The organism is Pantoea sp. DY-5 (genome assembly GCF_019795955.1).
Classification (GTDB): domain Bacteria; phylum Pseudomonadota; class Gammaproteobacteria; order Enterobacterales; family Enterobacteriaceae; genus Pantoea; species Pantoea leporis.
The window spans coordinates 1,452,582-1,479,180 of the sequence record NZ_JAIMIE010000001.1; the positions used below are offsets into that span (position 1 = coordinate 1,452,582).

The 26,599-nt window shown below is 54.1% G+C and carries 23 protein-coding genes and 2 pseudogenes; 23 read left to right on the plus strand and 2 right to left on the minus strand.

Annotation, left to right across the window (positions count from 1 at the left end; translation table 11 throughout):
- Nucleotides 1-12: 12 nt before the first annotated feature.
- Together K5Y30_RS06930 and K5Y30_RS06935 are read right to left on the minus strand one after the other, a co-directional pair.
- Complete coding sequence (locus K5Y30_RS06930) at nucleotides 13-1,194, minus strand: TerD family protein (RefSeq protein WP_222210768.1); 1,182 nt, start codon at nucleotides 1,192-1,194, stop codon at nucleotides 13-15.
- Nucleotides 1,194-1,778: a TerD family protein gene (locus K5Y30_RS06935; protein WP_222210769.1), complete on the minus strand. Its 585-nt coding sequence runs from the start codon at nucleotides 1,776-1,778 to the stop codon at nucleotides 1,194-1,196. Before K5Y30_RS06935 ends, K5Y30_RS06930 begins: the two co-directional genes overlap by 1 nt.
- 320 nt (nucleotides 1,779-2,098) lie before the next feature.
- On the opposite strand from K5Y30_RS06935, the gene K5Y30_RS06940 reads away from it, so the two are divergent.
- The 23 genes and pseudogenes from K5Y30_RS06940 (at nucleotide 2,099) to K5Y30_RS07045 (ending at nucleotide 26,596) form a co-directional block, all read left to right on the plus strand.
- A complete protein-coding gene (locus K5Y30_RS06940; protein ID WP_222210770.1) occupies nucleotides 2,099-3,157 on the plus strand; it encodes an ATP-grasp domain-containing protein in 1,059 nt (352 codons plus the stop codon).
- A gap of 10 nt (nucleotides 3,158-3,167) precedes the next feature.
- A complete protein-coding gene (locus K5Y30_RS06945) occupies nucleotides 3,168-4,295 on the plus strand; it encodes a phosphoribosyltransferase domain-containing protein (protein ID WP_222210771.1) in 1,128 nt (375 codons plus the stop codon).
- Nucleotides 4,288-5,073 carry a hypothetical protein gene (locus tag K5Y30_RS06950; RefSeq protein WP_222210772.1) on the plus strand — a complete coding sequence of 262 codons (786 nt, stop codon included), beginning with the start codon at nucleotides 4,288-4,290 and terminating at the stop codon, nucleotides 5,071-5,073. The genes K5Y30_RS06945 and K5Y30_RS06950 overlap by 8 nt, the downstream gene beginning before the upstream one ends.
- Nucleotides 5,063-5,849, plus strand: a pseudogene (locus K5Y30_RS06955) (cysteine protease StiP domain-containing protein); the annotation flags it as partial. The gene K5Y30_RS06950 and the pseudogene K5Y30_RS06955, both read left to right, overlap by 11 nt.
- A gap of 41 nt (nucleotides 5,850-5,890) precedes the next feature.
- Nucleotides 5,891-6,142 (plus strand): annotated as a pseudogene (locus K5Y30_RS24930) (RNA-binding protein); the annotation flags it as partial.
- Entirely contained in the window at nucleotides 6,142-7,086 is a 945-nt protein-coding gene (locus tag K5Y30_RS06960) for an HpcH/HpaI aldolase/citrate lyase family protein (protein ID WP_222210774.1), read from the plus strand. The pseudogene K5Y30_RS24930 and the gene K5Y30_RS06960, both read left to right, overlap by 1 nt.
- 175 nt (nucleotides 7,087-7,261) lie before the next feature.
- Nucleotides 7,262-7,744 carry a tellurium resistance protein TerW gene (locus K5Y30_RS06965; protein ID WP_101763283.1) on the plus strand — a complete coding sequence of 161 codons (483 nt, stop codon included), beginning with the start codon at nucleotides 7,262-7,264 and terminating at the stop codon, nucleotides 7,742-7,744.
- A 556-nt stretch (nucleotides 7,745-8,300) separates the two neighbouring features.
- Nucleotides 8,301-8,957 (plus strand): type VI secretion system protein TssL, short form, encoded by a 657-nt coding sequence (gene tssL / locus K5Y30_RS06970; protein ID WP_222210775.1) that lies wholly within the window; start codon nucleotides 8,301-8,303, stop codon nucleotides 8,955-8,957.
- Nucleotides 8,958-8,993: 36 nt separating this feature from the next.
- Nucleotides 8,994-11,378 carry a type VI secretion system Vgr family protein gene (locus K5Y30_RS06975; protein WP_222210776.1) on the plus strand — a complete coding sequence of 795 codons (2,385 nt, stop codon included), beginning with the start codon at nucleotides 8,994-8,996 and terminating at the stop codon, nucleotides 11,376-11,378.
- 2 nt (nucleotides 11,379-11,380) lie between these two features.
- Complete coding sequence (locus tag K5Y30_RS06980) at nucleotides 11,381-12,118, plus strand: DUF4123 domain-containing protein (protein ID WP_222210777.1); 738 nt, start codon at nucleotides 11,381-11,383, stop codon at nucleotides 12,116-12,118.
- A 5-nt stretch (nucleotides 12,119-12,123) separates the two neighbouring features.
- Nucleotides 12,124-12,909, plus strand: a complete 786-nt coding sequence (locus K5Y30_RS06985) for a YceK/YidQ family lipoprotein (RefSeq protein WP_222210778.1) — start codon at nucleotides 12,124-12,126, stop codon at nucleotides 12,907-12,909.
- Nucleotides 12,906-13,430 (plus strand): DUF3304 domain-containing protein, encoded by a 525-nt coding sequence (locus tag K5Y30_RS06990; protein WP_222210779.1) that lies wholly within the window; start codon nucleotides 12,906-12,908, stop codon nucleotides 13,428-13,430. The genes K5Y30_RS06985 and K5Y30_RS06990 overlap by 4 nt, the downstream gene beginning before the upstream one ends.
- Complete coding sequence (locus K5Y30_RS06995; protein WP_222210780.1) at nucleotides 13,415-15,724, plus strand: DUF2235 domain-containing protein; 2,310 nt, start codon at nucleotides 13,415-13,417, stop codon at nucleotides 15,722-15,724. The genes K5Y30_RS06990 and K5Y30_RS06995 overlap by 16 nt, the downstream gene beginning before the upstream one ends.
- Nucleotides 15,721-15,984 carry a PAAR domain-containing protein gene (locus tag K5Y30_RS07000; RefSeq protein ID WP_217547308.1) on the plus strand — a complete coding sequence of 88 codons (264 nt, stop codon included), beginning with the start codon at nucleotides 15,721-15,723 and terminating at the stop codon, nucleotides 15,982-15,984. The genes K5Y30_RS06995 and K5Y30_RS07000 overlap by 4 nt, the downstream gene beginning before the upstream one ends.
- A complete protein-coding gene (locus K5Y30_RS07005; RefSeq protein WP_222210781.1) occupies nucleotides 15,981-17,117 on the plus strand; it encodes a hypothetical protein in 1,137 nt (378 codons plus the stop codon). The genes K5Y30_RS07000 and K5Y30_RS07005 overlap by 4 nt, the downstream gene beginning before the upstream one ends.
- Nucleotides 17,098-20,424, plus strand: coding sequence for an ImcF-related family protein (locus K5Y30_RS07010; protein ID WP_222210782.1), 3,327 nt, complete (start codon nucleotides 17,098-17,100; stop codon nucleotides 20,422-20,424). The genes K5Y30_RS07005 and K5Y30_RS07010 overlap by 20 nt, the downstream gene beginning before the upstream one ends.
- Nucleotides 20,421-20,942: a type VI secretion system lipoprotein TssJ gene (tssJ, locus tag K5Y30_RS07015; RefSeq protein ID WP_222210783.1), complete on the plus strand. Its 522-nt coding sequence runs from the start codon at nucleotides 20,421-20,423 to the stop codon at nucleotides 20,940-20,942. Before K5Y30_RS07010 ends, tssJ begins: the two co-directional genes overlap by 4 nt.
- Nucleotides 20,943-20,971: 29 nt before the next feature.
- Nucleotides 20,972-21,574: a CDP-alcohol phosphatidyltransferase family protein gene (locus K5Y30_RS07020; RefSeq protein WP_222210784.1), complete on the plus strand. Its 603-nt coding sequence runs from the start codon at nucleotides 20,972-20,974 to the stop codon at nucleotides 21,572-21,574.
- Entirely contained in the window at nucleotides 21,567-22,496 is a 930-nt protein-coding gene (locus K5Y30_RS07025) for a phosphatidate cytidylyltransferase (protein ID WP_137385335.1), read from the plus strand. The genes K5Y30_RS07020 and K5Y30_RS07025 overlap by 8 nt, the downstream gene beginning before the upstream one ends.
- 9 nt (nucleotides 22,497-22,505) lie before the next feature.
- Nucleotides 22,506-23,138 carry a lysophospholipid acyltransferase family protein gene (locus K5Y30_RS07030; RefSeq protein ID WP_222210785.1) on the plus strand — a complete coding sequence of 211 codons (633 nt, stop codon included), beginning with the start codon at nucleotides 22,506-22,508 and terminating at the stop codon, nucleotides 23,136-23,138.
- Nucleotides 23,135-24,889 (plus strand): bifunctional alpha/beta hydrolase/class I SAM-dependent methyltransferase, encoded by a 1,755-nt coding sequence (locus tag K5Y30_RS07035; RefSeq protein WP_222210786.1) that lies wholly within the window; start codon nucleotides 23,135-23,137, stop codon nucleotides 24,887-24,889. Before K5Y30_RS07030 ends, K5Y30_RS07035 begins: the two co-directional genes overlap by 4 nt.
- Before the next feature lies 1 nt (nucleotide 24,890).
- Nucleotides 24,891-26,210: a phosphatase PAP2/dual specificity phosphatase family protein gene (locus K5Y30_RS07040; protein ID WP_222210787.1), complete on the plus strand. Its 1,320-nt coding sequence runs from the start codon at nucleotides 24,891-24,893 to the stop codon at nucleotides 26,208-26,210.
- Nucleotides 26,195-26,596, plus strand: a complete 402-nt coding sequence (locus tag K5Y30_RS07045) for a hypothetical protein (RefSeq protein ID WP_222181584.1) — start codon at nucleotides 26,195-26,197, stop codon at nucleotides 26,594-26,596. Before K5Y30_RS07040 ends, K5Y30_RS07045 begins: the two co-directional genes overlap by 16 nt.
- Nucleotides 26,597-26,599: the final 3 nt, after the last annotated feature.

Here is a 26,599-nt window from a genome sequence, read left to right on the forward strand (position 1 = left end):
CTCTGTCTGTTATTATTTGGAGCCGGCTCGCCAGTTGAATCCCCAACCGAAAGCTTTGTCCATATCGGAATGCCCGTTAAAGAACTGATTGATACGCTCGACGCGGATACTGCCGTTCTCATTGACCAGGCGAGCAATCGCACACATGTTGCGGCGGTTCTCCCCTTCAGTCATACGCGTTTCAATCGGAGGCTGGTCTGGAATGTGCAGCGTGACTACGCCATCCGTTTTGTCCCAGCTCGCCGCACCTTGATAGATGAAGGCGAAAATTAATACTTCGCGAATCTGACTCCATTCGCGACCGTTAATGTGCAGCCATTCGCCGTCGGTCACTTCGCCGGTGCGATCGTCGCCCTGCAAGTGTACGAAAGGTTTGGCATGCATAGCGCCAAAATTGCCGCCCAGCGCCTGGATCACACCGCGCGAGCCGTCTTGCAGCTCAACGAAGGCGCCGAGATCGAGATCCACGCCTTTGTTGCCGCCGAACAATCCGCGCAATCCGCCGCCACCGCTGCTGGTTTCACGGTGCCAGTTCAGATTGATGCGGATCTCACCGAAGTTATCGCGCTTGGTCAGGCTGATAGCTGGCTTCTCTTTGGTAAGAGACACTTTGCTCAGATTGATTTTTGCCGGCGCGGGTGTCGGTGCTGGAGCCGGTGCCGCCTGCGGTGCAGGCGCAGGCGTTGGGGCAGGCGCGGGTTCAGCCACATCCACACCGAAATGTTCCGCCAGCGGCTTTAAGCCGCCGTTGAAACCCTGCGCAATAAAGCGGAATTTCCACTCATTATTGCGGCGGTAAAGTTCGCCGAGGATCAACGCTGCTTCCTGACGTCCTACCAGCTCCACGCTGCCATTCAGCAACACTTCACCACTCTGCTCCACCTGAATCGCCAGACGTTGCAAACCCGACACGTTGCGGCCGCCGTCACAGGTAACGGTAAAGGCCACTTTCTGCACGTCAGGACGCAAGCGGTTAAGATCGACAGAAAAGGCAGAGTTGTGCCCTTCGCTTTTCAGGCTGATGGTGCGGTCATCGTTATCCGGCTGACCGTAGAACACCATATCGGCATCGCCATTGACTTTGCCGCTGGTGAACAGACGAAAGGCCGAAGCATCAACGGCGGCGCCAGCGAGTACGCGCACCGTCAGCAGATTAGCGGGAACGGGAGCATTGCTCCCCGGCGTCATATTCATTAGCGCACCACTGCGGCAACGATGTCGTTTTGCATCGCGTCAATGGTACGGCCGGCACTCGCGCGGCCATGCGCCGTGAAGTCCCACAGTCCGCCGTTGCGGTGCAGCGAAGCAATCACGATGCCGGTATGGCTGCCTTGCTCAGTCAGCTCATAGCGCGCCAGCTCTTTGCCGTTTTGATCCACCACGCGGCAGAAGGCATTTTCCACTTCATTGAAGGTTTGACCCTGGAAGCTGTTCACGGTGAACGCCAGATACTCAACGTTAGCTGGCAGACGTGACAACTCAACGATGATCACTTCATCGTCGCCATCGCCTTCGCCAGTACGATTATCACCGCTGTGTTTCACCGCACCACATTTGGAGGTTAATGCGCGGAACCAGATGGTATCAATGACATGACCGGATTGATCCAGTAATACGCAGCTGGCATCCAGATCGATGGAATCGCTGCCACCACCAAAAAGCTTGCCCATGAAGCCTTTCTTTTTAATGGGATCCCAGCCTAAGCCGAAATGTAATTTATTCAGCGAAGCGGTTTGTTTGCTGAGTGAAACCGTCTGATTCTTGCTTAATGAAACCATGTCATAATTCCTTCAAACAGGTTTGAAAAGGGTTTTATATTTGCATCAAATTCCATGAGGTCAAAATCATAACATGAGGATATTCATGTTCAGCATTAATTTTCACAGCAATTTTATGAAACACAATAAAGCCTTGCAGAAGAACAACTTAAAAGAATCCAGCCCGAACCAGCAACGCACTAAACATGACAATTCTTTACATTAAAATTCATAAGGTTACGTTAGGGTAAAAAATCATATTATGATTGACTCATTTCAAAGTGAGAAATAAACTCGCAAACCATACCCCAGCCACAAGCCTCTTGCGGAAATAATTAGAAATGTCTCACAAAATTTGGCTAATGGAAGGTTTATCCTCCCAACGCGATATAATTAATGGCATTACATCTACAGCTAAAAAAAATAACTACAATGTGTCGGTTTATGCATCACATCGCCAATCGCGTAATGAAATACTTTCTCTAGCGGATCATGCATTAATTGAACCCAATGATAATAATCAGCGCCTCGCATTTATTCTTTCTACCGTTGAAAAATACGCCATTCAGGCGATTCATACTGGCCGCCACGCCCATTGGTTTGAAGCCCATCGCGCGGCCATTGAAGCCAGCGGTGCGCGCTTAACCACCGGCGCTCGCGACGTCGCCATGCTGGATCTGGCTGATGACAAAGTCGCGTTTGCCCACCATATGAAAAGCCTGAATTTGCCGGTGGTGCCTTCACTGCGCGTTGATTCGCCCGTACAGTTGCGCGAGTTGATCGCCCGTAAACCCTTTGGCGATCTGCCGCTGTGCGTAAAGCCGGTTACCGGTATTTATGGCATGGGATTCTGGCAGTTTGATGAAAGCGTCTCGCCGATGGCGGCGTTTACCCATCCGGACGCGCGTCGGGTGAAAGCGGAATTCTATCTACAGGCGCTGGAAGCCGCCGACAGCATGGAGCCGCTGGTGCTGATGCCCTATTTGCCGGGCCCGGAATACTCGGTTGATATGCTGGCGGAAAACGGCAAGGTGCTGGCCGCCGTGGCGCGCCGCAAAGAAGGTGCATTGCAGTATCTCGAGAACAGCGGCGAAGCCTTTGAGCTGGCGCAAACCTGTGCCGCCGCGATGGGCGCAGATGGATTGATCAACGTGCAGACGCGCAATGATGCCCGCGGCAAACCGCTATTACTGGAGATCAATATGCGCCCTTCCGGCGGCATTGGTTACACCCGTTTCAGCGGCGTAAATCTTCCCGGATTGTTTGCCCTGCGCCAGCTAGGCTTGATCAGTCAGCAGCAGGTGATCGACGACGCTCGCCGCGACTTCACGCCAGCCACCGTCCGCGCGCTGAGCGACGTAGTGGCGTACAACCCCGTCCTGTCCAACCAGGTTCAATGAGGAATAATCCATGACCACACTTTGGAGCAGGACGCTTTCATGCGGCACACTGAGCGTTACGCCAACCGGCGGCATCAGCGTCATCGACGATCTGTTTGAGATCGCCGAGCGCCGTAATCCCAAGCGCGCTTTTTTGTTCGTCAGTAAAGTGCTTGGCCGCCACATTCCGGTCGCGCCGGAGAAAATGCGCGCCGTGTATCGCCAACTGGCGGAGCAGTTCCCGCAGCTTTCTGACGGCCCGGTGCTGTTTATCGGCATGGCGGAAACCGCCGTTGGCCTCGGCGCAGGCGTGTTTGATGAAGTGCGCCAGCACGTTAGTGAGCCGGTGTATCTCACCTCAACGCGCCATCCGCAGCAGGCCGATTTGCTGTGCGAGTTTAAAGAAAATCACAGCCACGCCACCGATCATCTGATCTATCTGCCCGATGATGCGCAGCTGCGCCAGCGCGTGCTCAACGCGCGCACGCTGGTAATGATTGATGACGAAGCCACCACCGGCAACACCTTTATTAACCTGCTCGAAGCGCTGCGCAACGACGGCGGCTTAACGCAGATCGAGCAGGTTATCGCCGTCACGCTCACCGACTGGAGCGGCGATGCGTTACCCGCGCGCTGTCCGGTGCCGGTGCGCAGCGTGTCGCTGGTGCAAGGCGACTGGCACTGGCAGCAGGATCCCGACGCTGCACTGCCACCGATGCCAGCGATGGTGCTTAACGACGCCGCCACCGTGCCCATCACCGGCAAACAGCGCTGGGGCCGACTTGGTATGGCAGCGCCAGCGGGCGATCTGGGTTGCGCGATTCAGGCGCAGCCGGGAGAAAAAATCCTCGTGCTCGGCAGCAGCGAATTTGTCTGGGAACCTTTCTTGCTGGCTGAACGTCTGGCGGCACAGGGCGCAGAGGTGAAATACAGCTCCACCACGCGCTCGCCAATCGCTACCGGATTTGCCATCGAATCAGCTATCGCCTTCGGTGATAACTACGGTCTCGGCATCGCCAACTTCGTTTACAACGTGGCGCATCAGCAGTTTGACCGCATTTTGCTGTGCATCGAAACGCCGGTCGAAAGCCTGGATCCGCTGTTAACCACGGCACTGAGCAAGGTTGCGCCACAGGTGGAGGTGATCAGCTATGAATAAACCAGTAATTTTTTCCGACCTCGACGACACGCTCTTTCAGACGCGCCGCAAAATGGTGGACGAGCTGGATCTTGAGCCGTTCCGTACTGGCGCGCTCGATCTCAGCCTGCAGCCGCGCAGCTTTATGACCGAAGAGCAGTCGATGCTGGTTGACTGGATGATCGATCAGGCCGATTTGATCCCGGTCACCGCGCGCGGCACCGAAGAGATCGCCCGCGTGCAGATCCCCTTTCGTTCGTGGGCGGTGACCACGCACGGCGCGGTGATCCTCAATCCGCAAGGCGAGGAAGATGCCGAATGGCGCGCGCAGATGCTGGAAAAACTGACGCCGTACGGCCCGGCGCTGCTCTCGATGCAGCAGGCGATCACCGACCTGATGGCAGAGCGCGATATCAACGGCTGGGCGCGCATCAACTATGAATATGGCGTCACGCCGATCTATCTGGTGATGAAGCACCGCGACAGCACGCGCCTCGAAGAGCTTTACGCCATCGCCGATGAAATCGAGCAACGCTTCCCCACCGCCGGCTACTACATCCATCGCAACAGCAACAACGTCGCCTGGCTACCGAACGTGGTGGAAAAAGGCTTAGCTGTCAGCTACCTGCTGGAAAAACTGCGTGACGAGCGCGGCGTTTTCCCGGTGATTGGCCTTGGCGACAGCCTCAGCGATCACCGCTTTATGAAGCTGTGCAGCTGGTACGGCATTCCGCGTCAGAGCCAGTTTGCCGAACGCATCAACCAGGCAATATTCGGAGAACAAACAGATGGTGAATAACTTGCCTTTCTCTGGATCGTACCAAGCCGGCGACGTCGAATTTCTGCTGAAGCCGGTTGAAATCGACATGACGCCGGTAGATCAAAAAGAGCAGCTGATCCAATCCGGCGCGCGCCACTATTCCGAGATGTTGAGTCAGGAACCGGAACCGACGCGCTGGCACCTTGAGCTGTTTTCCCGCGCGCTTGACGCCGGTGCCGGACGCCTGGCGCAAGAAGTCACCATGCTGGCGCGGACGCTGGCATACCAGTTTGGCGACACGCCGATTGTGCTCGCCAGCCTGGTGCGCGCGGGCGTGCCGCTCGGCGTGATGCTGCAACAGGCGCTGCGCGCGATGGGCCACGAATCCTACCATTACGGCATCAGTATCATCCGCGATCGCGGTATTGATCAGGCCGCGCTGGAGATCATCGAAGCGCGTCACGGCACCGCCGGCATTGTGTTCGTTGATGGCTGGACCGGCAAAGGCGCCATCACCGGCGAGCTGATCCGCAGCCTCGAACATCGTCCCGGCTATCCGGCACAGCCGCGCTTGGTGGTGCTGGCCGATCCGTGCGGTCGGGCGTGGCTTTCGGCCAGCGATGATGACTGGCTGATCCCGTTTGGCATTATGGGCGCGCCGGTTTCAGGTTTGATCTCGCGCTCATTGTGGTCTGAAGCGGGCTTGCACGGCTGCGTGCAGTGCGACCATCTGGCGCAATACGATTGCAGCCAGCAGCTGGTGAACACCGTGGCGGAATACGCGCGATCGCTGGATGTCAGCGCCCTGCCCGCGTGCCAGCAGGATCCACAACATCAGCAGCAGCTGGTGGCGCAAAGTGAAGCGGTGATCGCCATGCTGGCGGCGCGTTATCAGGTGAACAGCATCAACCGCATTAAGCCGGGCATCGCCGAAGCCACGCGCGCCGTGCTACGTCGCGTGCCGGATCAGGTGCTGGTCCGTTCGGTGGACGATCCCGACGTGGCGCTGCTGGTCTATCTTGCCCAACAAAAAGGGCTGACCATCACAGAAGCGGGTGCCGATCTTGGGCAATACCGCGCCGTGACGATAATCAAAAAGGTGCAGTGATGAACGGCCGTCTCTCTCCGTGGCGATTGGGCGCAACGCTGTATATGCCGGCGGTGCGCAGCGATATCGTCGATGCCATTCTGCACAATAAAATCAGCGGGTTGCGCTCGCTGGTGATCTGCCTGGAAGATGCGGTCAGTGATGCGGATTTGCCGCAGGCGCTGCACAATCTCCAGCAAATCTTAAATGTGTTGAACGCCGAACAGCGCGCCAATGGCAACGCGCAGTGGCCGCTGGTGTTTATCCGTCCGCGTAACTGCGAAATGGGCGCGTGGCTGGTGGACAACCTCAACCTCAGCGCGATAGATGGTTTTGTGCTGCCGAAATTTACCGCCGACTCCTTGCCGACGTGGTGGCAGATTCTCGAACCGAGCCATCTGTGCATGATGCCGACGCTGGAAACCGAAGAGGTGTTCGATGTGGTGGCGATGCGCGAGCTGGCCCTCACGCTGCAACTTCATGCTTGCCGCGAGCGCGTGATCGCCCTGCGCATCGGCGGTAACGATTTGATGAATGTGCTGTCGCTGCGCCGTTCGCGCCACTTCACGCTGTATGACAGCCCGATGGGTTACACCATCAAAATGCTGGTGGCGGTATTCGCGTCGCGGGATTTTGCGCTAACCGCGCCGGTGTGCGAGCACATCGACGATCAGCAGATTATGGATCAGGAACTGGCGCTGGATATCGCGCACGGTTTGGTGGGCAAAACCGCCATTCATCCGAGCCAGATCGGCAAGATTCAGGAGATGTTGATGGTTTCCGCCAGCGATCAGGCGGATGCCTTCCGCATCCTCAACTCAAGCCAGGCGGTATTCAAATCGCAGGGCGCGATGTGTGAACCGGCGACGCATCGCCGCTGGGCCGCCGCCATCCTCGCCCGCGCGCAGGAATACGGCATCGCACCCGATACCCGCTCAGACGGCGCCTTGATGCTGGTAACCTGACAACCCCCGCAGGCTGGGCATTCATGCCCACCGCGTTACCACTGAACCACAAACCGGACGTAGGAATTTTCGGACCCTATTTACCTGATATTTAAATACCCTCTGATACTGTCGAAAACCGTTTGCCAGGAGGGCGATACCGACCATTGACCACTAACGCAGGCCTCAATCGACCATGCAACTTAGTACCCGACAGACACGTGTATTTATGCTCGCCTCACTGCTCAGCAGCGGCAAACCGGTCGCATCCAGCCGCATTCTCGCCTCGCTAGACTGCTCCGAACCCACGCTGACGCGCGCGCTAAAAGAGCTGCGTGAATCCTGGTCTGCGGAGATCAAATACAGCCGCCTCACCCATTGCTACCAACTCACTGAACCCGGCAAACTCGATAAGAAAAGCCTGCGCCATATTAATGAAGCGCTTAAGCTCAATGCCGAACTGCAACAAAGCGAAACCGTCAGCCGGGTATTTCTGGATAAAGAGAAAAAGAAAGCGGTGTCGCTGTCGTTGCGCATGTCTGTTTTGAGGAAGATCGACCAGGTTGTAAGACTGAGTGAAACGACAAGAAGTGATGCGGTGGAGATGCTGGTTGAGAGCGGGTTGGATGAGTTGATTGAAAAGTTAATGCTTAAAAAGAACGAGTTAAAACGGCAGTAATATTTCAGCAGTGGTTTAACAACATTGAGTGGTGGGATGTATTGCCGACGCACTTCAGCGATACCAATCTACCTCAGGCCCTTAAATTTTTGCTGGACCTTATAGACCTTGCCAATGTCCCCTAACCTGCCAAAACTGTTAACGTAATCACGTTTCATCGATCGTTATTTTCATCCTCAACATTCACATCTTCGCACCACATGTTTACTCACGCAGAACAGCCTTCCCCTTTATTAAATTATCAAAAATCGTTCAAAATCAGAATGTAAAATAAAAAACCGCAGTTACTGAATCGCATTAGGATTACTAGTAATGTCGAGTGAAAATCCTTGCTTAAAATTGGAATCCTGTTTCACAAACTCAAATTGTTAGTTTGATCAACTATCACTCCTTGTAATATCCTCAGGGCCGTTGGTAGGTGGAGATCGCTCTTTCAGGGCAGCGACTCCACCTTTGCTCGGCTAAGTAAGCAGCGAGAGCAACAGCCATTTCTCGATTGAAATCGGTAATTGGATTAATGGATTAACAATGCTCAGGCGTTACCAGGAAGGTGCCCATGACGTTTTCACAACACAACATCACAGCGAATACTCTCGATGAGCTGATGCAGGATACCTGGCTATTGGCGCTCGCGATCCGTAATGGGCAATCCATCACGGTTGATGATGCACTCTACCAGCGCTGCTTCAATACGATTCAACAGGTTCAGCATCACCTCACGACAGCGGGAGCATCCGCTTCTCTCTGCGAAGAAATCAAATTTGCGCACTGCGTCTTTCTCGACGAACTGATCATGACCATTCCGCAAGCTGATATCTCTGCCTGGTGGAAACGCACACCTTTGCAGGGGCACTTTCTCGGGCACCTCATTGGTGGTGAGCAATTCTTTGACCGCGTCAAAAATCTGCTTCGTGAACCTGCAACAGCTCAAGCCGCTATTAGCTGCTACTACAGAATGTTGCATTTGGGTTATGCCGGAAAATACCGAACGGAAGACGATGAGGAGCGCCAGTTGCTGATGCAGCAGCTAAAAGCGCTAATGCCGAAGCAGATTGGATCTGCCGACTCAGCAATAATTATCCAGCGCTCGAAACACAAAACATCGTTCTGGCAACGTTCTCCGTGGCTTATTTGCAGCAGTGTGCTGGTTGCCATTATTGTCGCCACTTTCATCATGAACGGTCATCTGCAATATCTGTTAGTCAAAGGGTAGGCTTCAGGCAAACAAATTTCAGGAAGGAATCTGTAAATGGGCAAGAGGGATTTTGTGATTACGGCTGGCAAGACGCCAATATACAGCCACTATCAACTGAGCATCCAGACGCTGAAAAATCAGCGTCCCGATATTCTTTTGTCAGTGCTGCGTTTTAGCGGTGAAGAGGCATTAAATTCGCCGTGGAAGTACAGTATTGAACTCACCAGTGCTACACGCGATATTCCCGCCGATATTCTGATTAACAGCACGGCCCAGTTATTGTTTTACCCTGACGGCCAACCCTGGCAGTCAGTGGAACCCCGCATTTTGCGCGGTGTAGTTACCGCTTTCCAGCAGTGCGAATCCTCTGCTGACCAAACACGTTATGTGGTCACGCTGGAATCGCGCCTTGCGCTGCTAAAAAACAGCCTGACCTATGCCGTTTACCAGCATAAAAGTGTACCGGGTGCGGTAGAGGATATCCTTAAACGCTGGGAATACTCCTCGCTGGATTATCACTTTCGCCTGAATACTCAATATCCTATTCGCGATTTCTATATCTCATATGCGGAGAGCGATCTCGCCTTTATAGAGCGTCATCTGTCGCGCATTGGTGTCTTTTATTACTTCACCTGGGATGAAGAAAACCACCGAGATGTGCTGGTACTGGGTGACAGCGCGCAGGCCTATGGTGCTGAGCAAAGCATCGTCTTTCGCCATCCGTCAGGGTTATTTGATGGCGGCCTGGAATCTCTCTGGGATATTTCCGTTAATCGCCAATCCGTTGCCGCCAGCACACGACTCAATGATGAGTATTACCGCAACGCGCAAAATGACATGCAGGCGCAAGCGGAAACCGATCCTGATAAGCCTGCGCTTACGGGAGAGCTGTATCGCTATGGTGAAAACTATCAGTTGCTCGGCAAGGAGTACCAGGCTCTACCGGAACAGGGACAGTGGTTTGTCAGACGTCGCCAGGAACGCCTGATCACCGAGCAGGTCACTTTCGACGGTATGAGCAACGGCATGGATATCCGTCCGGGCATGGTGATCTCGCCACAAGGTAAAGAGTGGCCAGATGCGCCGGATGGCCTGCTGGTAGTGTCTACCTCATCAACCCGTATTTCGCGCGATACCGCCTATGTTATCCGCTTTACCGCTGTGCCCGTTCGGCCGCAAAGCACTTATCGCCCACCGTTGAAAAGCTGGCCGCACATCGCAGGCACGCTGCTGGCTCGCGTTACCAGCCCGGTAGAAAATGCGCAATATGCAGAACTTGATGAACATGGCCGCTATCGGGTGCGTTTTCAGTTCGATCTAAACGAATCCTGGCAGTCTGGTTTTGAAAGTGTACCGGTGCGGCTGGCGAAGCCCTATGCAGGCAATGTCTACGGCTGGCATTTTCCACTGATAGCTGGAACGCAGGTGATGATTGCCTTCACCAACGGCGATCCTGACAGACCTTACATTCTCTGCGCGATGCATGATTCTCGCCATGAAGATCATGTCAATCTCTATAACTATCATCGCAATGTGCTGAGGACGCCGGCGAATAACAAACTCCGATTTGAGGATCGCCGTGGATATGAACACGTCAAACTGTCGACGGAATTTGGCGGTAAGAGCCAACTCTCACTCGGACATATCGTCGACAGTTCACGTAGCAAGCGCGGCGAAGGGTTTGAGCTGCGTACAGACAGCACCGGTACGCTGCGAGCCGGCAAGGGCCTTTTCCTGACGGCTGATAAGCAGGCCACGGCAACCGGGCCGGTGCTGGAAATGACATCGGCAATAAGCCTGGTCAAAGGTGCGATCAGCCAGATGAGCGACTGGCAGTCGATCACTCAGTCGCACCATAATCTCCAGCCTGATGTCACGCATCTCAGGGCTTATCTGGCCGCCGTCGACCAGCTCAAATCGCCTGCCATGTTGCTGAGTGCGCCAGAAGGCATTGGCGTTGTCAGCCCCAAAAGCATTCTGCTCAACGCAGGCAGCACTCTGCATCTGCAAAGCCAGATGGAAACCAGCATTGCCAGTGGCAAACGCATTCAGGTCAACGCCAGCCAGGCGATTTCTCTGCTGTCGCAGCAGGAAGGGATTCGCATGGTGTCGGGCCAAGGCCCGCTTACGGTGGAATCGCACGGCGATACCCTGGGACTGACGGCGATGAAAGATATCAGCGTCCAGACCGTTCAGGGTGAACTGCGCCTGACCGCGAAAAACGGCATTGTGCTGGGTTGCGGCGGCGCAACCATCAGGATTACGCCGCAGGGTGATATCCAAATCCATTCACCGGGTAAAACCAGCATCCGTGGCGTTCATGCCTGGAATTCTCCCGCCAGCGAAGAAACAACGCTGCCGGATCTGCCTAAATCCGTGTGCAAAGAGTGCCTGAAAAAAGCACAGGAAGCCGCGCTGGCTTTCGCGCCAAGGGGATAGTGATGACGGACATGAATAATGGATGGTTGAAACAGGCTAACGCGCTTTGCACTGCTGCCGGACAGGATTATCTCGATGTGCTGATTGATCAGGCTGGCACAGCACAGCCGCTGCAACAGGGGCTGAACCAAATTAACCCGCCGTTACGCTGGTTCGAGCTGTTTGCGAATACGCCGGAAGCGGCAACGCCAGAGTATTCACCGCTGGTGATGCGATTGCATTTTAGCATCAGCAGCCACCAGCGCTGGCTGGAACAGCTGGTGGAACACTTCTCCACGACGCCGCGATTGACGTTGCTGATATCGCCACTGGCATTCGACCTGCTGAGTAGCCATTTGCAGGCACTGTCACAGGTTCACTGGGAAGAGCAAACCGGTTTACTGCGCTATTACGACAATCGCGTATTTCCCTCGCTACTTGAGCACGTCCTGACGCCAGAGCAGCAGGCGGCTTTCACCGATATTGAGCTGTTCTGGGGCTGGCGAGATCGTGATGACGAGGTGGTATGGAAAACTGGTACCTGGAACCCGGGTCGACAACTTGCTGATGCGCCAGAGATGCACCGCATGAGTGATGCGCAGGTTGAGCTGATGGGATGTATCAGTGATGCCGAGACGTTGATGAAGGAGCAGGCAACTTTGGTTCCCTCACGAGAGGAACACTTTGCGCAATGCCTGGCAATTGCCATCAGAGCAAGCCGGGCGGGATATATAGGCGATCTACTGGACTATAAGGAATAAAGCGAATGAAAAAATGGATATTTAGTACGCTGAGCAAACGGTTAATCTGCGCAATTTTGTTTGTGCAGCTAGCTGGATGCGGGACATTGTTGCGCGGCGAAAGTAATGAGAAGATCTATCGCGGAGTTGATACCGATATACGCAATACCACTAATGCATTCATGTGGTTATTTAGCGCTGGAATTTTACCCGTTTTCTCAATTATTTCGATGCCCTTTGATGCAGTGATCGATACACTTTTGTTACCTGTCGATCTTGCCATGAGCAATTCGCCTAAAGTTTATAAACAACCCGCGGCAAATTATGTCCCAGTTTTTGCCATCAATATGACCGGAAAACCAGACGTTGATTATGCTATTCGAAAAAAAAGCACTGGAGAAATACTTACTCAATCCCGAAGTAGAATTATTCCTCAGGCTGGTAGCGCATCGGGAAAACTTAATAAATCATCCCTGATAACAAAGGATAATCCATCTGTTCCTCCAGAATCTGTGACGATTAGCTGGGATGCTGGAACAAGGCTTCTACAAACAGAGTCGACGGATAGCAGTAACATCACTGAATCATATACTCCCGATGACTCTCTGCTTAAAGCCGCAAGTGTCATCGCAATATTTATGCCTTGCAATCGAGTCATGCTGGTTAATTATGATTCTGGATTTTACAACTACGATTTTATTCATAAACAAGCCATACAGGATGTTTTCCAGCAATTAAAGTCATTATCCGAACGTTCTCAGTGTTCTGCTTCAGGACAGATAACGCTAATGATGGAAGGAGCCTGGAAATGAAAAAGAAAACATCCGATTGGTTGTATAAAGGATTGTTTTTTATCGTTGCTTCGATACTTTCAGGTTGCTCGCAGGCAAGCGTTGATGACGGCTATACCGCTGGCGATCTTCGTGCAGTCAACCATGTTGAGGGACAGGGTATAAATGGGTTTTCAGTGAATGGATACCACGTTCCAGGTTTAGGCGGTGGATATTGCTGCATCATGCTTCCTGAAAAATGGACGCCTGATTTGAAAGCTCGGGTTGAATGGGAAGTTGATCCCAATCCTAATGTAATTTTACCTCCATTAGGAACGGATGAGTTCCGTAAAGCATACGAACAGCATAGAACAAAATATCAACAATACAGTGCCATCGTTAATATTCCGCAGTTTGGCAAGGAGCGCTGTGGCTTAACTGTGCACTTTCTGCCTTGTAATAAGGTGAAGGTCACAACTGTTTGTTCCGGGTATGGCACTGAGAATTATCCGATCAAGGAACCGCTTAACATGAAGGAGCCACCGGCATGTCCCGTGAAATGAGCCTCGCGTTGCCTTGCTTTGCGCCCCCGGTTTTTCCTGATGCTGGACGCTTGCAACTTAGCGAAATGCAGATTAATGGCAATTACAAAAAGCAGATTCGCGAAGAAATTGATTACCGAGCCAGTCTTGCCGAAGATATCGGTAAGAAAGGCATCGTCCCTTGCTGTAGAAGCCTACATATCAGCTTATTTTTCGATGGGACGGGAAATAACGAAGAGAACGATACGCGTATTGCTAAACCGTCGCATCCTACCAATATCTCGAAGTTGTATCATGCGACATATCAAAATGCTGATGGTGAAGGCTATTTTCGCTATTACATTCCGGGTGTTGGCACGCCCTTCCCAAAAATTGGCGAAATGGATTACAGCAATGATGGTCTGGCTTTCGCCGCAGGTGGAGAAGACCGAATTAACTGGGCGTTGCTGAGATTAGTGGATGCTTTGACTTATGCCATCACCAAAGGAGCCAAACGCCTTGGTGATGGAGTAGCGAAGGGAATGCTGCCCAGCATGCAGGCTCGCGGAGCTTTTTCAGGCGAAGTGAACCGACGTAATGTTATTAACCCTTTGTTAAAAGCATTAGAAAGTCAGGCAGCCCAAACTCAGCAGCCCCATCTACTCGGTATTAAGTTGTTTATCTATGGTTTTTCTCGCGGAGCTGCTGAAGCTCGGACCTTTGTAAACTGGTTAACCCAGTTACCCGATCCCAAGCTAAAGGGTGATCACCTGAAACTCGCTGGTTTACCGATCAGTATTGAGTTTCTGGGATTACTGGATACGGTGGCGTCTGTTGGAGCAGCTCACATGATGCCGGGTGCTGCAGGTCATATGGGCTGGGCGGATAATAGTCAGCAATTACCTGATGAGCGTAAATTTCCTGGGTTGATTAAGTGTTGTCGGCATTTTGTTGCCGCACACGAACAGCGCTTATGTTTCCCTCTTGACTCAGTTCGTCGCCCTGATGGCAGTTACCCGGCCAACACTCAGGAGGTCATTTATCCCGGGATGCACTCGGATGTTGGTGGCGGTTATCCTCCAGGGGATCAAGGGAAATCATGTAATGGCACTGGCGAATTATTATCGCAAATTGTTCTTCACGATATATATGTTGCGGCATTTGAGGCGGGTGCACCATTAGCAGTTTTACCTAAAAGTATTTCTGCACTAATAAAGGACGTTTCACCGTCAAGAGCTATGTCTCCTGAATCACAAGGAGAATTCGACTTCAGTAAAACGCTGGTCAGACGCTTCAACATCTGGCGTCAAACCCTGCTCAATACCACCCTGCAAGGCAGCGAAGAGGCGGGAGATACATCAGAAGGCTATCGCGCCTATCAACTTTCTCAGACACTTGAAAGTGCGCTGATCGATCAGATTGGCTGGATCACTGCCTGGCGCATTGGCCGCTACGCTCACGGCAGTATGCTTCCTCAGGGCGATAAGTTTGCCCACAGTTTCTTTAACAAAGCACCCCAGCTAACTCCTGAAGGACTTAAAAAAGAAGCGGATGACCATAAAGCAGCGGTAAAAGCGCTTAACTTACGGCGAGCAGAAGCCAAAAAGAACCGCTTGCCGCTGGACGAAAGCTTGCAGGGCAAGCCCGATCTTGATCCGACTAACGCCCAATATCAACTCCGCGAAGCTGCGCGTGAATTCCAGCATGACTATAAATTGTGGCGACGAGACATCAATGGTGGCTTGATAGATAAAACTGCGCAGATCGTTCTGGATGTGATCCCCAAGCACGCCATCTTCCTGATCAACGGTGACGATGAAGACGCGGAATATGCGCAGATGAAAGCCGATGGCGATCGTCGTTATCCGCAGCTGTTTATCGACAAGCTGGGCACCGGCATTCGTACTCAACCGCGTGCTGACTTGTTAGCCCTTTACGATGAACAAATTCACGATTCCCGCGCCTGGTTTATGCAAAGTGCATTGGGGGGACGTGAACCCTGGGGCGGTTATTTCCGCTATCGCATGATTTACTGCGGCAACCAGAGCAATAAGAATCTTCGCCTGATTTCCGTCGAAGGCAAAGTAATTAACGCCGCGCCAACCTCCAATAACGTCATCTATTTTATCGAGCCAAAAACCGCTTATAACAATGTGACTTATAAAGTGAAGGATATGGCGACAGGTATCGTTCAGACACTTACTCCACCAGAGGTAACCACCCAACCAGGCGCCGCAGTTGCTCTGGCTCGCACCAGTGTGGTTAGCGAACAGCACCAGGCCATGATGACCTCTGCCATCGATATGCTGAAATCATCGGGAGCGCGAGTGGTATGACACTAAAAAAACTGGTGCGCGTTGGCGATACGCTCAAACCTCACGGTGGTGAAGTGCTCAGCGGCAGTTTTAACGCGTTTGGCAAGCCGGTGGCCTGCGTCAATGACAAAGCGAAATGCAACGAGCACGGCATGACCGCCATTATTCAGGGAGCAACCAACAGCACCGTAAACGGTAAAGCGGTGGCGCTCGATGGGCATAAATGCGCCTGTGGTTGCACGCTGGTCAGTTCCCTGCCGGACATGGATGTCTGCGGATGAACCAACCGCCGGTTTATGCCGATTACGCCACCATTTATCCGGTCCGCTGGCGGCGCTGGTGGGTGGTGTTGCCCGTGCTGCTGTTTATATCAGCGATGACCACCATTCTGTTGTGGCCGGAGGGAAAACCGACCCGTTCGCCGCTTTTCTGGTTCTGCGCGCTGGTCTTGCCGCTGCTGTGCTGGTTGCTGGCGGTGACGCTGCGCTGGCTGGTCTGGCTGCAATCTACCGATAACCGCCGCACGCATTATGCAGAAATCTCGCAGGCGCTAGATGCGTGGTGGCGAAAGCGCAGCCAGGCCTTGCCAGTTGAAGCCGTGTTGCTGGTGACGCCAGCCGGAGAAGACGCGTCGGAACATCTGGCGCTGTTGTCGCACCCAGCGGACGCTCCGCAACCGGGCATCACTGCGCAAGGTTATGCTGCGTTGCGTTGCCCACTAGTGCTAAACAGCGCCCGCAGTCGTCCTGTGATGCTGGCGGCTTATCTCGCCAATCGCCTGGTGACGCATCTTCGTCAGTCAGGTGATGCACGCCCAATCACCCATCTCTGTTGGCTGGGTGATGACCAAAGTCTGCTCGCCTTTCGCGAAACGCTACTGGCAGCGGGCATGACGTTGCCAGAGGAAACCCTTCGACTCAGTGCAATTGATGGCGCAGATAACGTTATCGATCTCTTCGCCACTGCTGCTCCGGTTTTGCTGCTGTGTGCCGGAAGCGGCAAAGGATTGGCTGATTGCACCCCGGTTGCCGGGGAAGCCGCCTTTGCCTGGCTCTGCTCGGCGCAGGGGACTGCGCTGATGCATCGCTCGGAGCGCTGGCAACCGGCGTTGGGTGAAACGGCCACTCTGACCGTCGCACAGCTTTCCCGTTATGCCGGATTAAGTGATACGCCGGATACGGTGATCGCGGCAGATGCCCCCGCCATGGAAGCGTTGCTGGAGGGCGGCTGGTCCGCGCTGGATCACGTACTTGCCCCGTGGATCGGCCATGCCGGGCAAATCACACCGTTTACGTTACGGTCGCTGGCGCTGCTCTCGGCGCTCAACGGCCAGTCCTGCGGCTGGATCGCCGCAGAAATGGAATCTCAATACATTACAGGAGTTTGTATTCCCCGTGGAAACCTCCCGCACTAATCCCCGGCACTCGCTGTTCTGGCTGGTTTCAGGATACTTGCTTGCTGTCACCCTGCTGGTGCTGACTGGCGCAGGCCTCTATTACTTCGCAGGCAGCAGCATTGATCTGCCGGAAGCTCTGCCGCGCCAGATTGCTTTCTGGTCATTGATGGTCTGGCTGGCGCTGGTGTGGTTCTGTCCTCTGTTTATTCTCGCCTGGCGCGGGCTGGTGCGACTCAACGCGCGTGAGGCAACGGGCTCGCAGAAACAGCGCCCTGCCGAGAATCAATGGGTGCAGGAGATCATTACCCAGATGCGCTACCAGTATCGGTGGCGTTGGCGTAGCCGGGTACGCATTCTGCTGGTGGTAGGCGATGAGCATCTGGTTGAACGGAGTATTCCCGGCCTGACAACTCAACACTGGCTTGAGGGGCATCATACCTTGCTGCTCTGGCACGGCAGTCCGCAGGAAGATCCGCTACCCGCGCAGCTGCGGGCGTTACGCAAAATTCGCCGCCATCTGGCCGATGCGGTGGTGTGGGTAGTGAACGCAGAGGCGGAAATGACTCAGGATGTGCTGGATACCACGGCTCGCCAGATGCAGAAGCGCTACAACCTGTTGGGCCAGGATATCCCGCTGTGGCTGTGGGAGATTCACGCGCCCTCTCTGTATAGCGCCCCCGCGCAGGGGATCGGATTTACCATTGCGCAAGGTGATAGTACGGACGATTACCGTCAGTCACTGGATGATCTTCAGCACCAGTTGGTTGAGCGCGGCATGCAGCAAATTGAGCGTAATCGCCAGCACAGTTTTTTACTGGAACTGGCGCACGTGCTGCGCAGCGGTGGCGCGGATCGCCTGACACGAACCTTGTTGCAGCTTTCCACAGGTGCAAGAGCGCTGCCGCTGGCGGGAGTCGTGCTCAGCCAGCCGGAGATCACCGGAAGCGCTTCATTGCGAAATGCCTGGCAGCCGGGAGAAGCCTGGCGGGATTTACTGGCGCTACGCTGGCGCAGGCCGCTAACTAACGGTGCCTCATGGCGGAAAACGGTGCTGACGCTCTGCTCCTGCCTGCTGGTGATGTGGATGGCCTGCCTGGTGTTTTCTTGGATTGCCAATATGCGTCTTATACAGGCAGATCAGCACCTTGCCGACACCGCAACAGATTTCCGTCAGCCGCTGCAGCAGCAACTTTCAGCCTTGCACGAGTTGCAGAAAGAGATCGAGCGTCTGCAGCATCGTCAGCAATATGGTGCGCCCTGGTATATGCGTTTTGGCCTCAGCCAGAATGACGCACTGTTGGATTCGCTGTGGCAGCAATGGCAGCAGGCGGCCATGCCGCTGCTGCGTGATGCCTCCGTCAAGCGCCTGACTACGCTGATGAGCGGCTGGCGTAACCTGCCGCCCGATAGCCCGCTGCGGGCCGATGAGGCCAAAAGCATGTATGACCTGCTGAAAGCGTACCTGATGCTGGCACATCCCGAACAATCCGATCCGGCGTTTTTCAGCGCCACGGTAATGAAAGTCTGGCAACGGCGTGATGGCATTCCGGACGCAAGCTGGCGCAACAATGGCGGCGCTATGCTGGCCTTTATGATGACGAATCTGCCTGCGCACCCAGAGTGGCAGTTACAACCGGATATGCGACTGGTCAGCAGTATGCGCTCAGCGCTGCTGCGTCAGATTGGTGCCAGCAATGCGGAGACCTCGCGCTATCAGCAACTTATTGAGCAGGTGTCCCGTGATTATGCTGATATGACGCTCAGTGAGATGGTCAGCGGCACCGACAGCAGCAGGTTGTTCAATACCGATGAAACCGTGCCCGGCGTCTTTACCCGTAAAGCGTGGGAAGAGGCAGTAGAGCCTGCGATTGAGCAAGCGGCGAAAGTGCGTCGCGATGAAATCGATTGGGTGCTGAGTGATAACAAAACGGCCAGCAATAATGATGTCTCTGCGGAAACGCTGAAAGCGCGGCTGACAGATCGCTATTTCTCCGATTACGCCGGAGCCTGGCTTAAATTCCTCAACAGCCTGCAATGGCAGCGGGCGGAGGGCCTGTCAGAATCGATTGAACAGTTAACCCTGCTGGCCGACATACGCCAGTCACCTTTGATTGCGCTGATGAACACGCTGAATGTACAGGGCCGGACGGGGCAAACTGGCGGTAATCTTACCGATTCGCTGGTGAGCTCTGCAAAGAATTTGCTCAGCAGTGACAAAACCCAGGCCATCGCCAGACCACAAGGTGCACGTGGCCCAATGGATGACGCCTTTGGACCTTTGCTGGCGCTAACCGATACCGGCGCAGCGGCTAAAGATAGCCTCAGCCTGCCAACCTTCCTGACGCGTATTACCCGTGTTCGTCTGCGGCTGCAGCAGGTCACCAACGCGCCGGATCCGCAGGCCATGATGCAGTCGTTAGCATTGACGGTGTTTCAGGGCAAAGCCGTTGATCTGACTGACACCCGCGATTACGGCAGTCTGATTGCTGCCAGCCTCGGACAGGAGTGGAGCGGGTTTGGTCAGGCGATATTTGTCGAGCCGATGGTGCAGGCGTGGGAGCAAGTGCTCAGCCCCACCGCTGAAAGCATTAACAGTCAATGGCAGAACGATATTGTAACCCCGTGGGATCAATCGTTTGCCGACCGCTATCCGTTTGCTAACCGACAAAGCGACGTCTCCTTACCGCATTTGGCGCAGTTTATGCGTACCGACACCGGACGTATCGCGCAGTTCGTTAACAGTCGCCTCGGTGGCCTGTTGCGGCTCGAAGGCGATCGCTGGGTGCCGGATGCCATGAACAGCCAGGGACTGACGTTCGATCCTGCTTTTCTCAACGCGCTGAATAAACTGACGCACATCGCTAATACCGCATTTGTCCGGGGAGATGTAGAGCTGCACTTTCAGATGATGGCAAAACCTTCCCGCGACGTGGTGGAATCGGAGCTGACGGTAGATCGCCAGAAGCTGCAATATTTTAACCAGGAAGAGAGTTGGCAAACGCTGAACTGGCCTGACAACCGCTGGCAACCGCAAACCACGCTGACCTGGCGCAGCACCCATACCGGAACCCGCATTTATGCCGATCACCCTGGAAGCTGGGGCCTGATCCGCCTGCTGGATAAAGCCCGCATCACCAATCTGGGGAACAACATCTATCGTGTTGCCTGGCCGACGCCGGACGGGCTGGCACTTAACTATCAGATACGTACGGAGCTCGGCAGTGGCCCGCTGGCGCTACTCGAATTGCGCGGCTTCCGCATGCCAGCGCGGATATTTATTTCCGCTACGCAAAATGAAGATGCGTATCAGGGAGGTGAACAATGAAAGTTCGCTTCGCTCATATGTTGCTGATTTTGCTGTCGCCAACGTTGCTGAGCAGTTGTGGAGCGTGGCAAAAAACCAAACAGGGAACAGCAAGCATTGCCGATGCCGTGTTTTATCGCCAGGTCAACACCCTGCACCTGACCTTCACTGCACGCATGGCGATTAATCAGGACGACGCCCAGCAGTCGATGCCTCTGCGCCTGAATATTTTACAGCTCAGCACGCGTCAACGTTTCGATAACGCAGAATACAGCAGCCTGCTGACACAGCCAGATTGGGTGCTGAAAGAGAGCCTGCTGGCGCAGCGGCAGCTCAGCGTCATGCCGGGACAAAGCGTCAGCCTCGATATGCCAATGGAGAAGCAGGCGCAGTTTGTCGCAGTCGTAGGCTTGTTCCGCCAACCGGACCGGGAGCGCGGTACATGGAAACGGGTGCTGAGCCGTGAGGAGCTTGATGCGGATTCACCACGCACGATTGAAGTAAGGGATAACACCCTGAATTTGGAATTATTGAAGTAACTATTCAATTTAACGGCAGGAGCCACAAAGTGACGCTATACGATATAAAACCGAAGTTTCAGCATTTATTAAGACCGCTGGTCGTCAGGTTACATGCGCAGGGTATCACCGCGAACCAGGTAACCTTGTTTGCCATGCTCACCTCTGTAGTACTGGGCGCATTGTTGATGCGTTTCCCCGATCCACGCTTTTTTATCACCCTGCCCGTTTTCCTGTTTTTCCGCATGGCGTTAAACGCCATTGATGGCATGTTAGCCCGCGAATTCCATCAGCAATCCACCCTTGGAGCGATCCTCAACGAGGTGGGTGACATTATCTCCGACGCCGCACTCTACCTCGCTTTCGCGTTTGTTACTGGCATCTCTGCCTGGTGGGTTGTGCTGGTCGTGCTGCTTTCCTGGCTGAGCGAATTTTGCGGTGTGATGTGCCAGACGCTGAACGGCATCCGTAGCTACCGTGGCCCGTTAGGCAAAAGTGACCGCGCATTTATCTTTGGCGCTCTCGGCCTGGTGATTGCGCTGTGGCCGCAGTCTATCGGCTACGCTAACGCAGTGTTTGCCATCGCCGCCCTGTTCCTGTGCTTGACCAGCCTGAATCGCTGCCGCAATGCGATGGAGGCGAAAAATGGCTGACTCCAGACACCTGCTTTATTACTGCCTGGGCGGTATCTTCGGTGTTCTCATGCTGGCGACGCTGATTATTTTTGTGCTGAGAAAGTGCCGCCCACAACGCAACTGGCTGGAATTGCAGCAGCGCGTTAATAGCTGGTGGGTGATTATCTGCCTGTTCTCGTTAGCAATGCTGTCGCCGAAGTGGCTGGCGCTGACCTTTTTCGGCTTCATCAGCTTCCTGTCGTTAAAAGAGTATCTGACGTTAGCACCCACGCGGCGTTCTGACAGTATGCCGCTGCTGTGGATGTATGCCGCTATCCCGGTGCAATATCTCTGGACCGGCATGGCCTGGTACGGCATGTTCATCATTTTTATCCCGGTTTACGTCTTCCTGTTCCTGCCCGCTCGCATGGTGATTGCCGGTGATACCAAAGGTTTTCTGCACTCTGCGTCGGTAATGCACTGGGGCATGATGACCACCGTGTTCGCTCTGAGCCACGTTGCCTACCTGATGACTTTACCCGGTGCCGACGCCAGCGCCGGTGCGCTGCTGGTGTTCTTCCTCGTTGCGCTAACTGAGCTGAATGATATTGCCCAGTATCTGTGGGGAAAATCGCTGGGCAGGATTCGCGTGACGCCCAACGTCAGCCCGAATAAGACGCTGGCCGGTTTGCTGGGTGGCATCTTTACCACCATGCTGCTGGCCGTGATTCTTGGTCCACTGCTGACACCGATGAGCTTTCTCCACTCGCTGGGTGCTGGGTTGATTATTGGTGCAAGCGGCTTTTGCGGCGATGTTGTGATGTCGGCGATCAAGCGCGATTTTGGTGTGAAGGATTCCGGCAAATTGCTGCCCGGACACGGTGGCATTTTGGATCGACTCGATTCACTCATCTACACCGCGCCGCTGTTCTTCCACTTCTATTACTACTTCTACGTGTAGGAGGCGCACATGAACCGCATGCTGCGCTGGCTCTTTACCCTGTGCATCGCTTATCCGGTGGTGTGGATCTGGCTGGGTGTCGCCGTGGCCAACCGCAAGAAGCTACCGAAAACAGGCCCGGCGATCATTGTGGCAAACCACAACAGCCATCTTGATGTGCTGACGATCTTCACATTGTTTCCCCTCTCGACGCTGGTGAATGTACAGCCGGTGGCTGCCGCTGATTATTTCCTGAAAAACAAAGTGGTGGGTTGGTTTGCGCTCAAGGTGATTGGCATCATCCCGGTGTATCGCGGGGCGCATCAGGCTAATCCACTGCAGGCCTGCGTCGATGCGCTGGCGGAAAAGAAAATTGTGATTATTTTCCCGGAAGGCACGCGCGGCGAGCCGGGGAAACTGTCAGAAATTAAATCTGGCCTCTGGCATCTCAGCCAGCAGTGCCCGGATGTGCCCATCATTCCGGTCTATATGCACGGGCTGGATCGCTCAATGGGTAAAGGTCAGAAAATACCGGTGCCGTTCTTTATCGATATTTATATCGACGATCCGCTGCGTTATCAGGACAACAAGGCCGAATTTAAAAGCGCGTTATTAAATCGTTTTGTCGAATTACAACAGCAAGCCATAAGGAAATCATCATGAGCCAGGAAGCACGTTTATTTCAGGAAGGAGCTTTTTCAACCAGCGACGGGGAATCTCTCTATTTTCGCCACTGGCCCGCGCAGGATGCGCAGAGCAAAAAAGTGATTGTGCTATTTCATCGCGGGCATGAGCACTCCGGACGTTTGCAGCATGTTGTCGATGAGTTACTGATGCCGGATGCCCATTTTTACGCATGGGATGCGCGTGGACACGGACATTCGCCGGGAGAGCGAGGTTATAGCCCAAGCCTGGCTCGCTCAGTGCAGGACGTCGATGAATTTGTTCGCTTTGTCGCTGAACAAGCCAGGGTGAGCATTGAAGATATAGTGGTGATTGCGCAAAGCGTCGGCGCGGTGCTGGTCGCTACCTGGGTGCATGATTACGCACCTAAAATTCGCGGTATGGTGCTGGCCTCTCCAGCGTTTAAGGTGAAGCTGTATGTACCTTTCGCACGCAAGGGATTGGCTATGCTGCAACGTATTCGCGGTATGTTTTACGTGAACTCTTACGTCAAAGGGAAATTTCTCAGCCACGACCCGGAGCGCATTCGCAGCTTTGAGCAGGATAAATTTATCACCCGTCAGATTGCCGTGAATATTCTGCTGGATCTGTATAAAACGGCGGAGCGTATTGTTTCTGACTCTGCCGCCATCACCGTGCCAACACAGCTGCTGATTTCCGGCGATGATTTTGTGGTGCACACCAAACCGCAGAAAAAATTCTATCAGGGGCTGCGTAGCGCCATCAAAGAGCAGCATATTCTGCCCGGTTTTTATCACGACACGCTGGGAGAGAAGGATCGCCAGCTTGCCTTCGATAAAATGAAGCCGTTTATTGAACAGCTTTACCACGCTGCGCCTTACACCTTCGATTACAGCCATGAAGATCAGTGGAGTCCGGGCGCTGATGCGTACCGTGAGTTGCAGGCGCCACCTAAGCGCTGCTCACTACAAGGCGTGTCCTACGCTTCATTAAGTTTTGGCATGAAAACCATTGGTCGGCTGTCAAAAGGCATGCGCCTGGGATATGAAACCGGCTTTGACTCTGGCAGTACGCTGGATTATGTCTACCGCAACACGGCTGAAGGCACCGGCATTATTGGCCGTATCATCGACAGGCAGTACCTCAACAGCATTGGTTGGCGCGGCATTCGCATGCGCAAAGAAAATATCCAGCAGGTGATTACGCAGGCCGTAGCAAAACTGCAAGAGCACAATTTGCCGATTCGCGTAGTCGACATAGCCGCCGGACATGGCCGCTACGTTCTTGATGCACTAGAGAAACAGCCGGGAATTGAAAGCATCTTGTTGCGAGATTACAGCGATCTAAATGTGGAGAAAGGCCAGGCGATGATTGAAGCGCGTCAATTAGGCCATCTCGCGCAGTTCAAAAAAGGCAATGCCTTTGATTATGACTCGCTCGCCACACTCGCGCCTGCGCCGACGCTGGGCATTGTCTCCGGCCTGTATGAACTGTTCCCGAGCAACCAATTAATCAAAACTTCGTTGGCCGGGTTGGCAGCAGCCATTCCGCCGGGCGGCGTGCTGGTTTATACCGGGCAACCGTGGCATCCGCAGTTGAAAACCATCGCATGGACCTTAACCAGCCACCAGAACGGTATTCCCTGGTTGATGCGCGTACGCAGCCAGAAAGAGATGGATACGCTGGTCGAAGACGCTGGATTTGAGAAATGCCACCAGTTGATCGATGAGTTTGGCATCTTTACCGTGTCGCTGGCGGTAAGAAAATAGCATGACTGAATCGTTGCTGACACAACGCCCTTTTCGCCCCTGGAAACAGGGGCTTTGCTGGCTGATGTTGCTGGGGCCCCTGTTTTTTCTCAGCTACGGGCAGGTGAATACCTACACCGCGACCCGCGACGATGTGGAAAGCCTGGTGTTTGCCTGGGAACGTTCGATTCCATTTGTTCCCTGGACTATCGTGCCTTACTGGAGCATCGACCTGCTTTACGGTATTTCACTGTTCATCTGCACATCAAGACAGGAGCTGACGCGTCACGGCTATCGCCTGCTTGCAGCATCGCTGGTGGCGTGCGCAGCGTTTTTACTTTTCCCGCTGAAGTTTACCTTCACGCGCCCGGAAACCCTTGGTGCCTTCGGCTGGTTGTTCCGCCAGCTTGAACAGTTTGATTTACCCTATAACCAAGCCCCTTCTCTGCACATTATTCTGACCTGGCTGCTCTGGCTGCGCTTTCGCCAGCATCTAAATCGCAATGCGAGAATCGTTGCGGCCAGTTGGTTCCTGCTGATTGCTGTCTCGGTACTGACCACCTGGCAGCACCATTCTATCGATGTCATTAGCGGGATTGGGGTCGCGGTCATCATCAGCTACCTGATTCCGATTAGAGGAGAATGGCGCTGGCAGCGGCCCACTTTGCACGCGCGACGTCTGGCGAGCAAATACGGCCTGGGTGGAATGCTGTTTTTACTGGCGGGAGCCGCGATTCCCTGTGGTCATTTGCTGTTGTGGCCTGCTTTAGCGCTGCTGGCAGTGGCTGCAGGCTATGCCGGATTGGGCGTGACGGTGTTCCAGAAAAACAGTTGCGGCAACTTATCCCTCTCCGCACGCCTGCTGCTTTTACCCTATCTGACAGGCGTGAGGATTTCCCGCCGCTGGTTTTCCCGGCATAGCGCGCAAAGTAATGAGATTGTCGCTAGCGTAGCGCTGGGCAGGTTTCCGGACAAGGCGCAGCAGGATTTTGCCGTTTTTGATCTGACCGCAGAATTACACAAAGGCAACCGGAACGCACAGCGATGGCAGGCCTATCCGCTAATGGATCTGCTGGTGCCCGACATTGCGCATTTGCACACTGCGGTAAAACAGCTTCAGCAGCTGCACCGGGAAAATGACAAGGTGTTGGTTTGCTGCGCGCTGGGTTTATCGCGCAGTGCCACGGTGATTGCGGCGTGGCTGCTGGCGGAAGGACATGCAGCCTCTGTCGTTCAGGCCGTTGAACTCATCCATTCCCGACGCCCGCAGATTGTTCTTACCCCTGCACACATTGCAATCCTCGAAGCCTTTAGCAAGGAAAAGCTATGTCAGACATCATGATGACCAACCGAATTGTGCAAATTCATCTGGCAAGCTGGCGCTACTTTGCCGCTCTGACACTGCCGCCACTGGCGCTGATACTCAGCCTTTTCTACTCCGCGCTGAGTCTGCCGTTAATGGTGTTGTTCTTCATCACACACTACTACTGCTGGCGTTTATGGCTTGATGAACGGCTCTTCGCATTGCTCAACAACGAAGACGACCTTGCTGAGTTTGACCGGGGCATGGCGCAGCTGTGGCCGAAAAAATTTGCCCGCCCGCGTTCTCTGGCTGATCGCCTGCACGGAACAAGAGTCATATTTTACCGGGCAATGATCTCACTGCTGGTGCTGTGGTTGGTTTCACTCTGCTCAGTGAGTTATCTGGCACTCACGCTGGTTGAGTAGGTG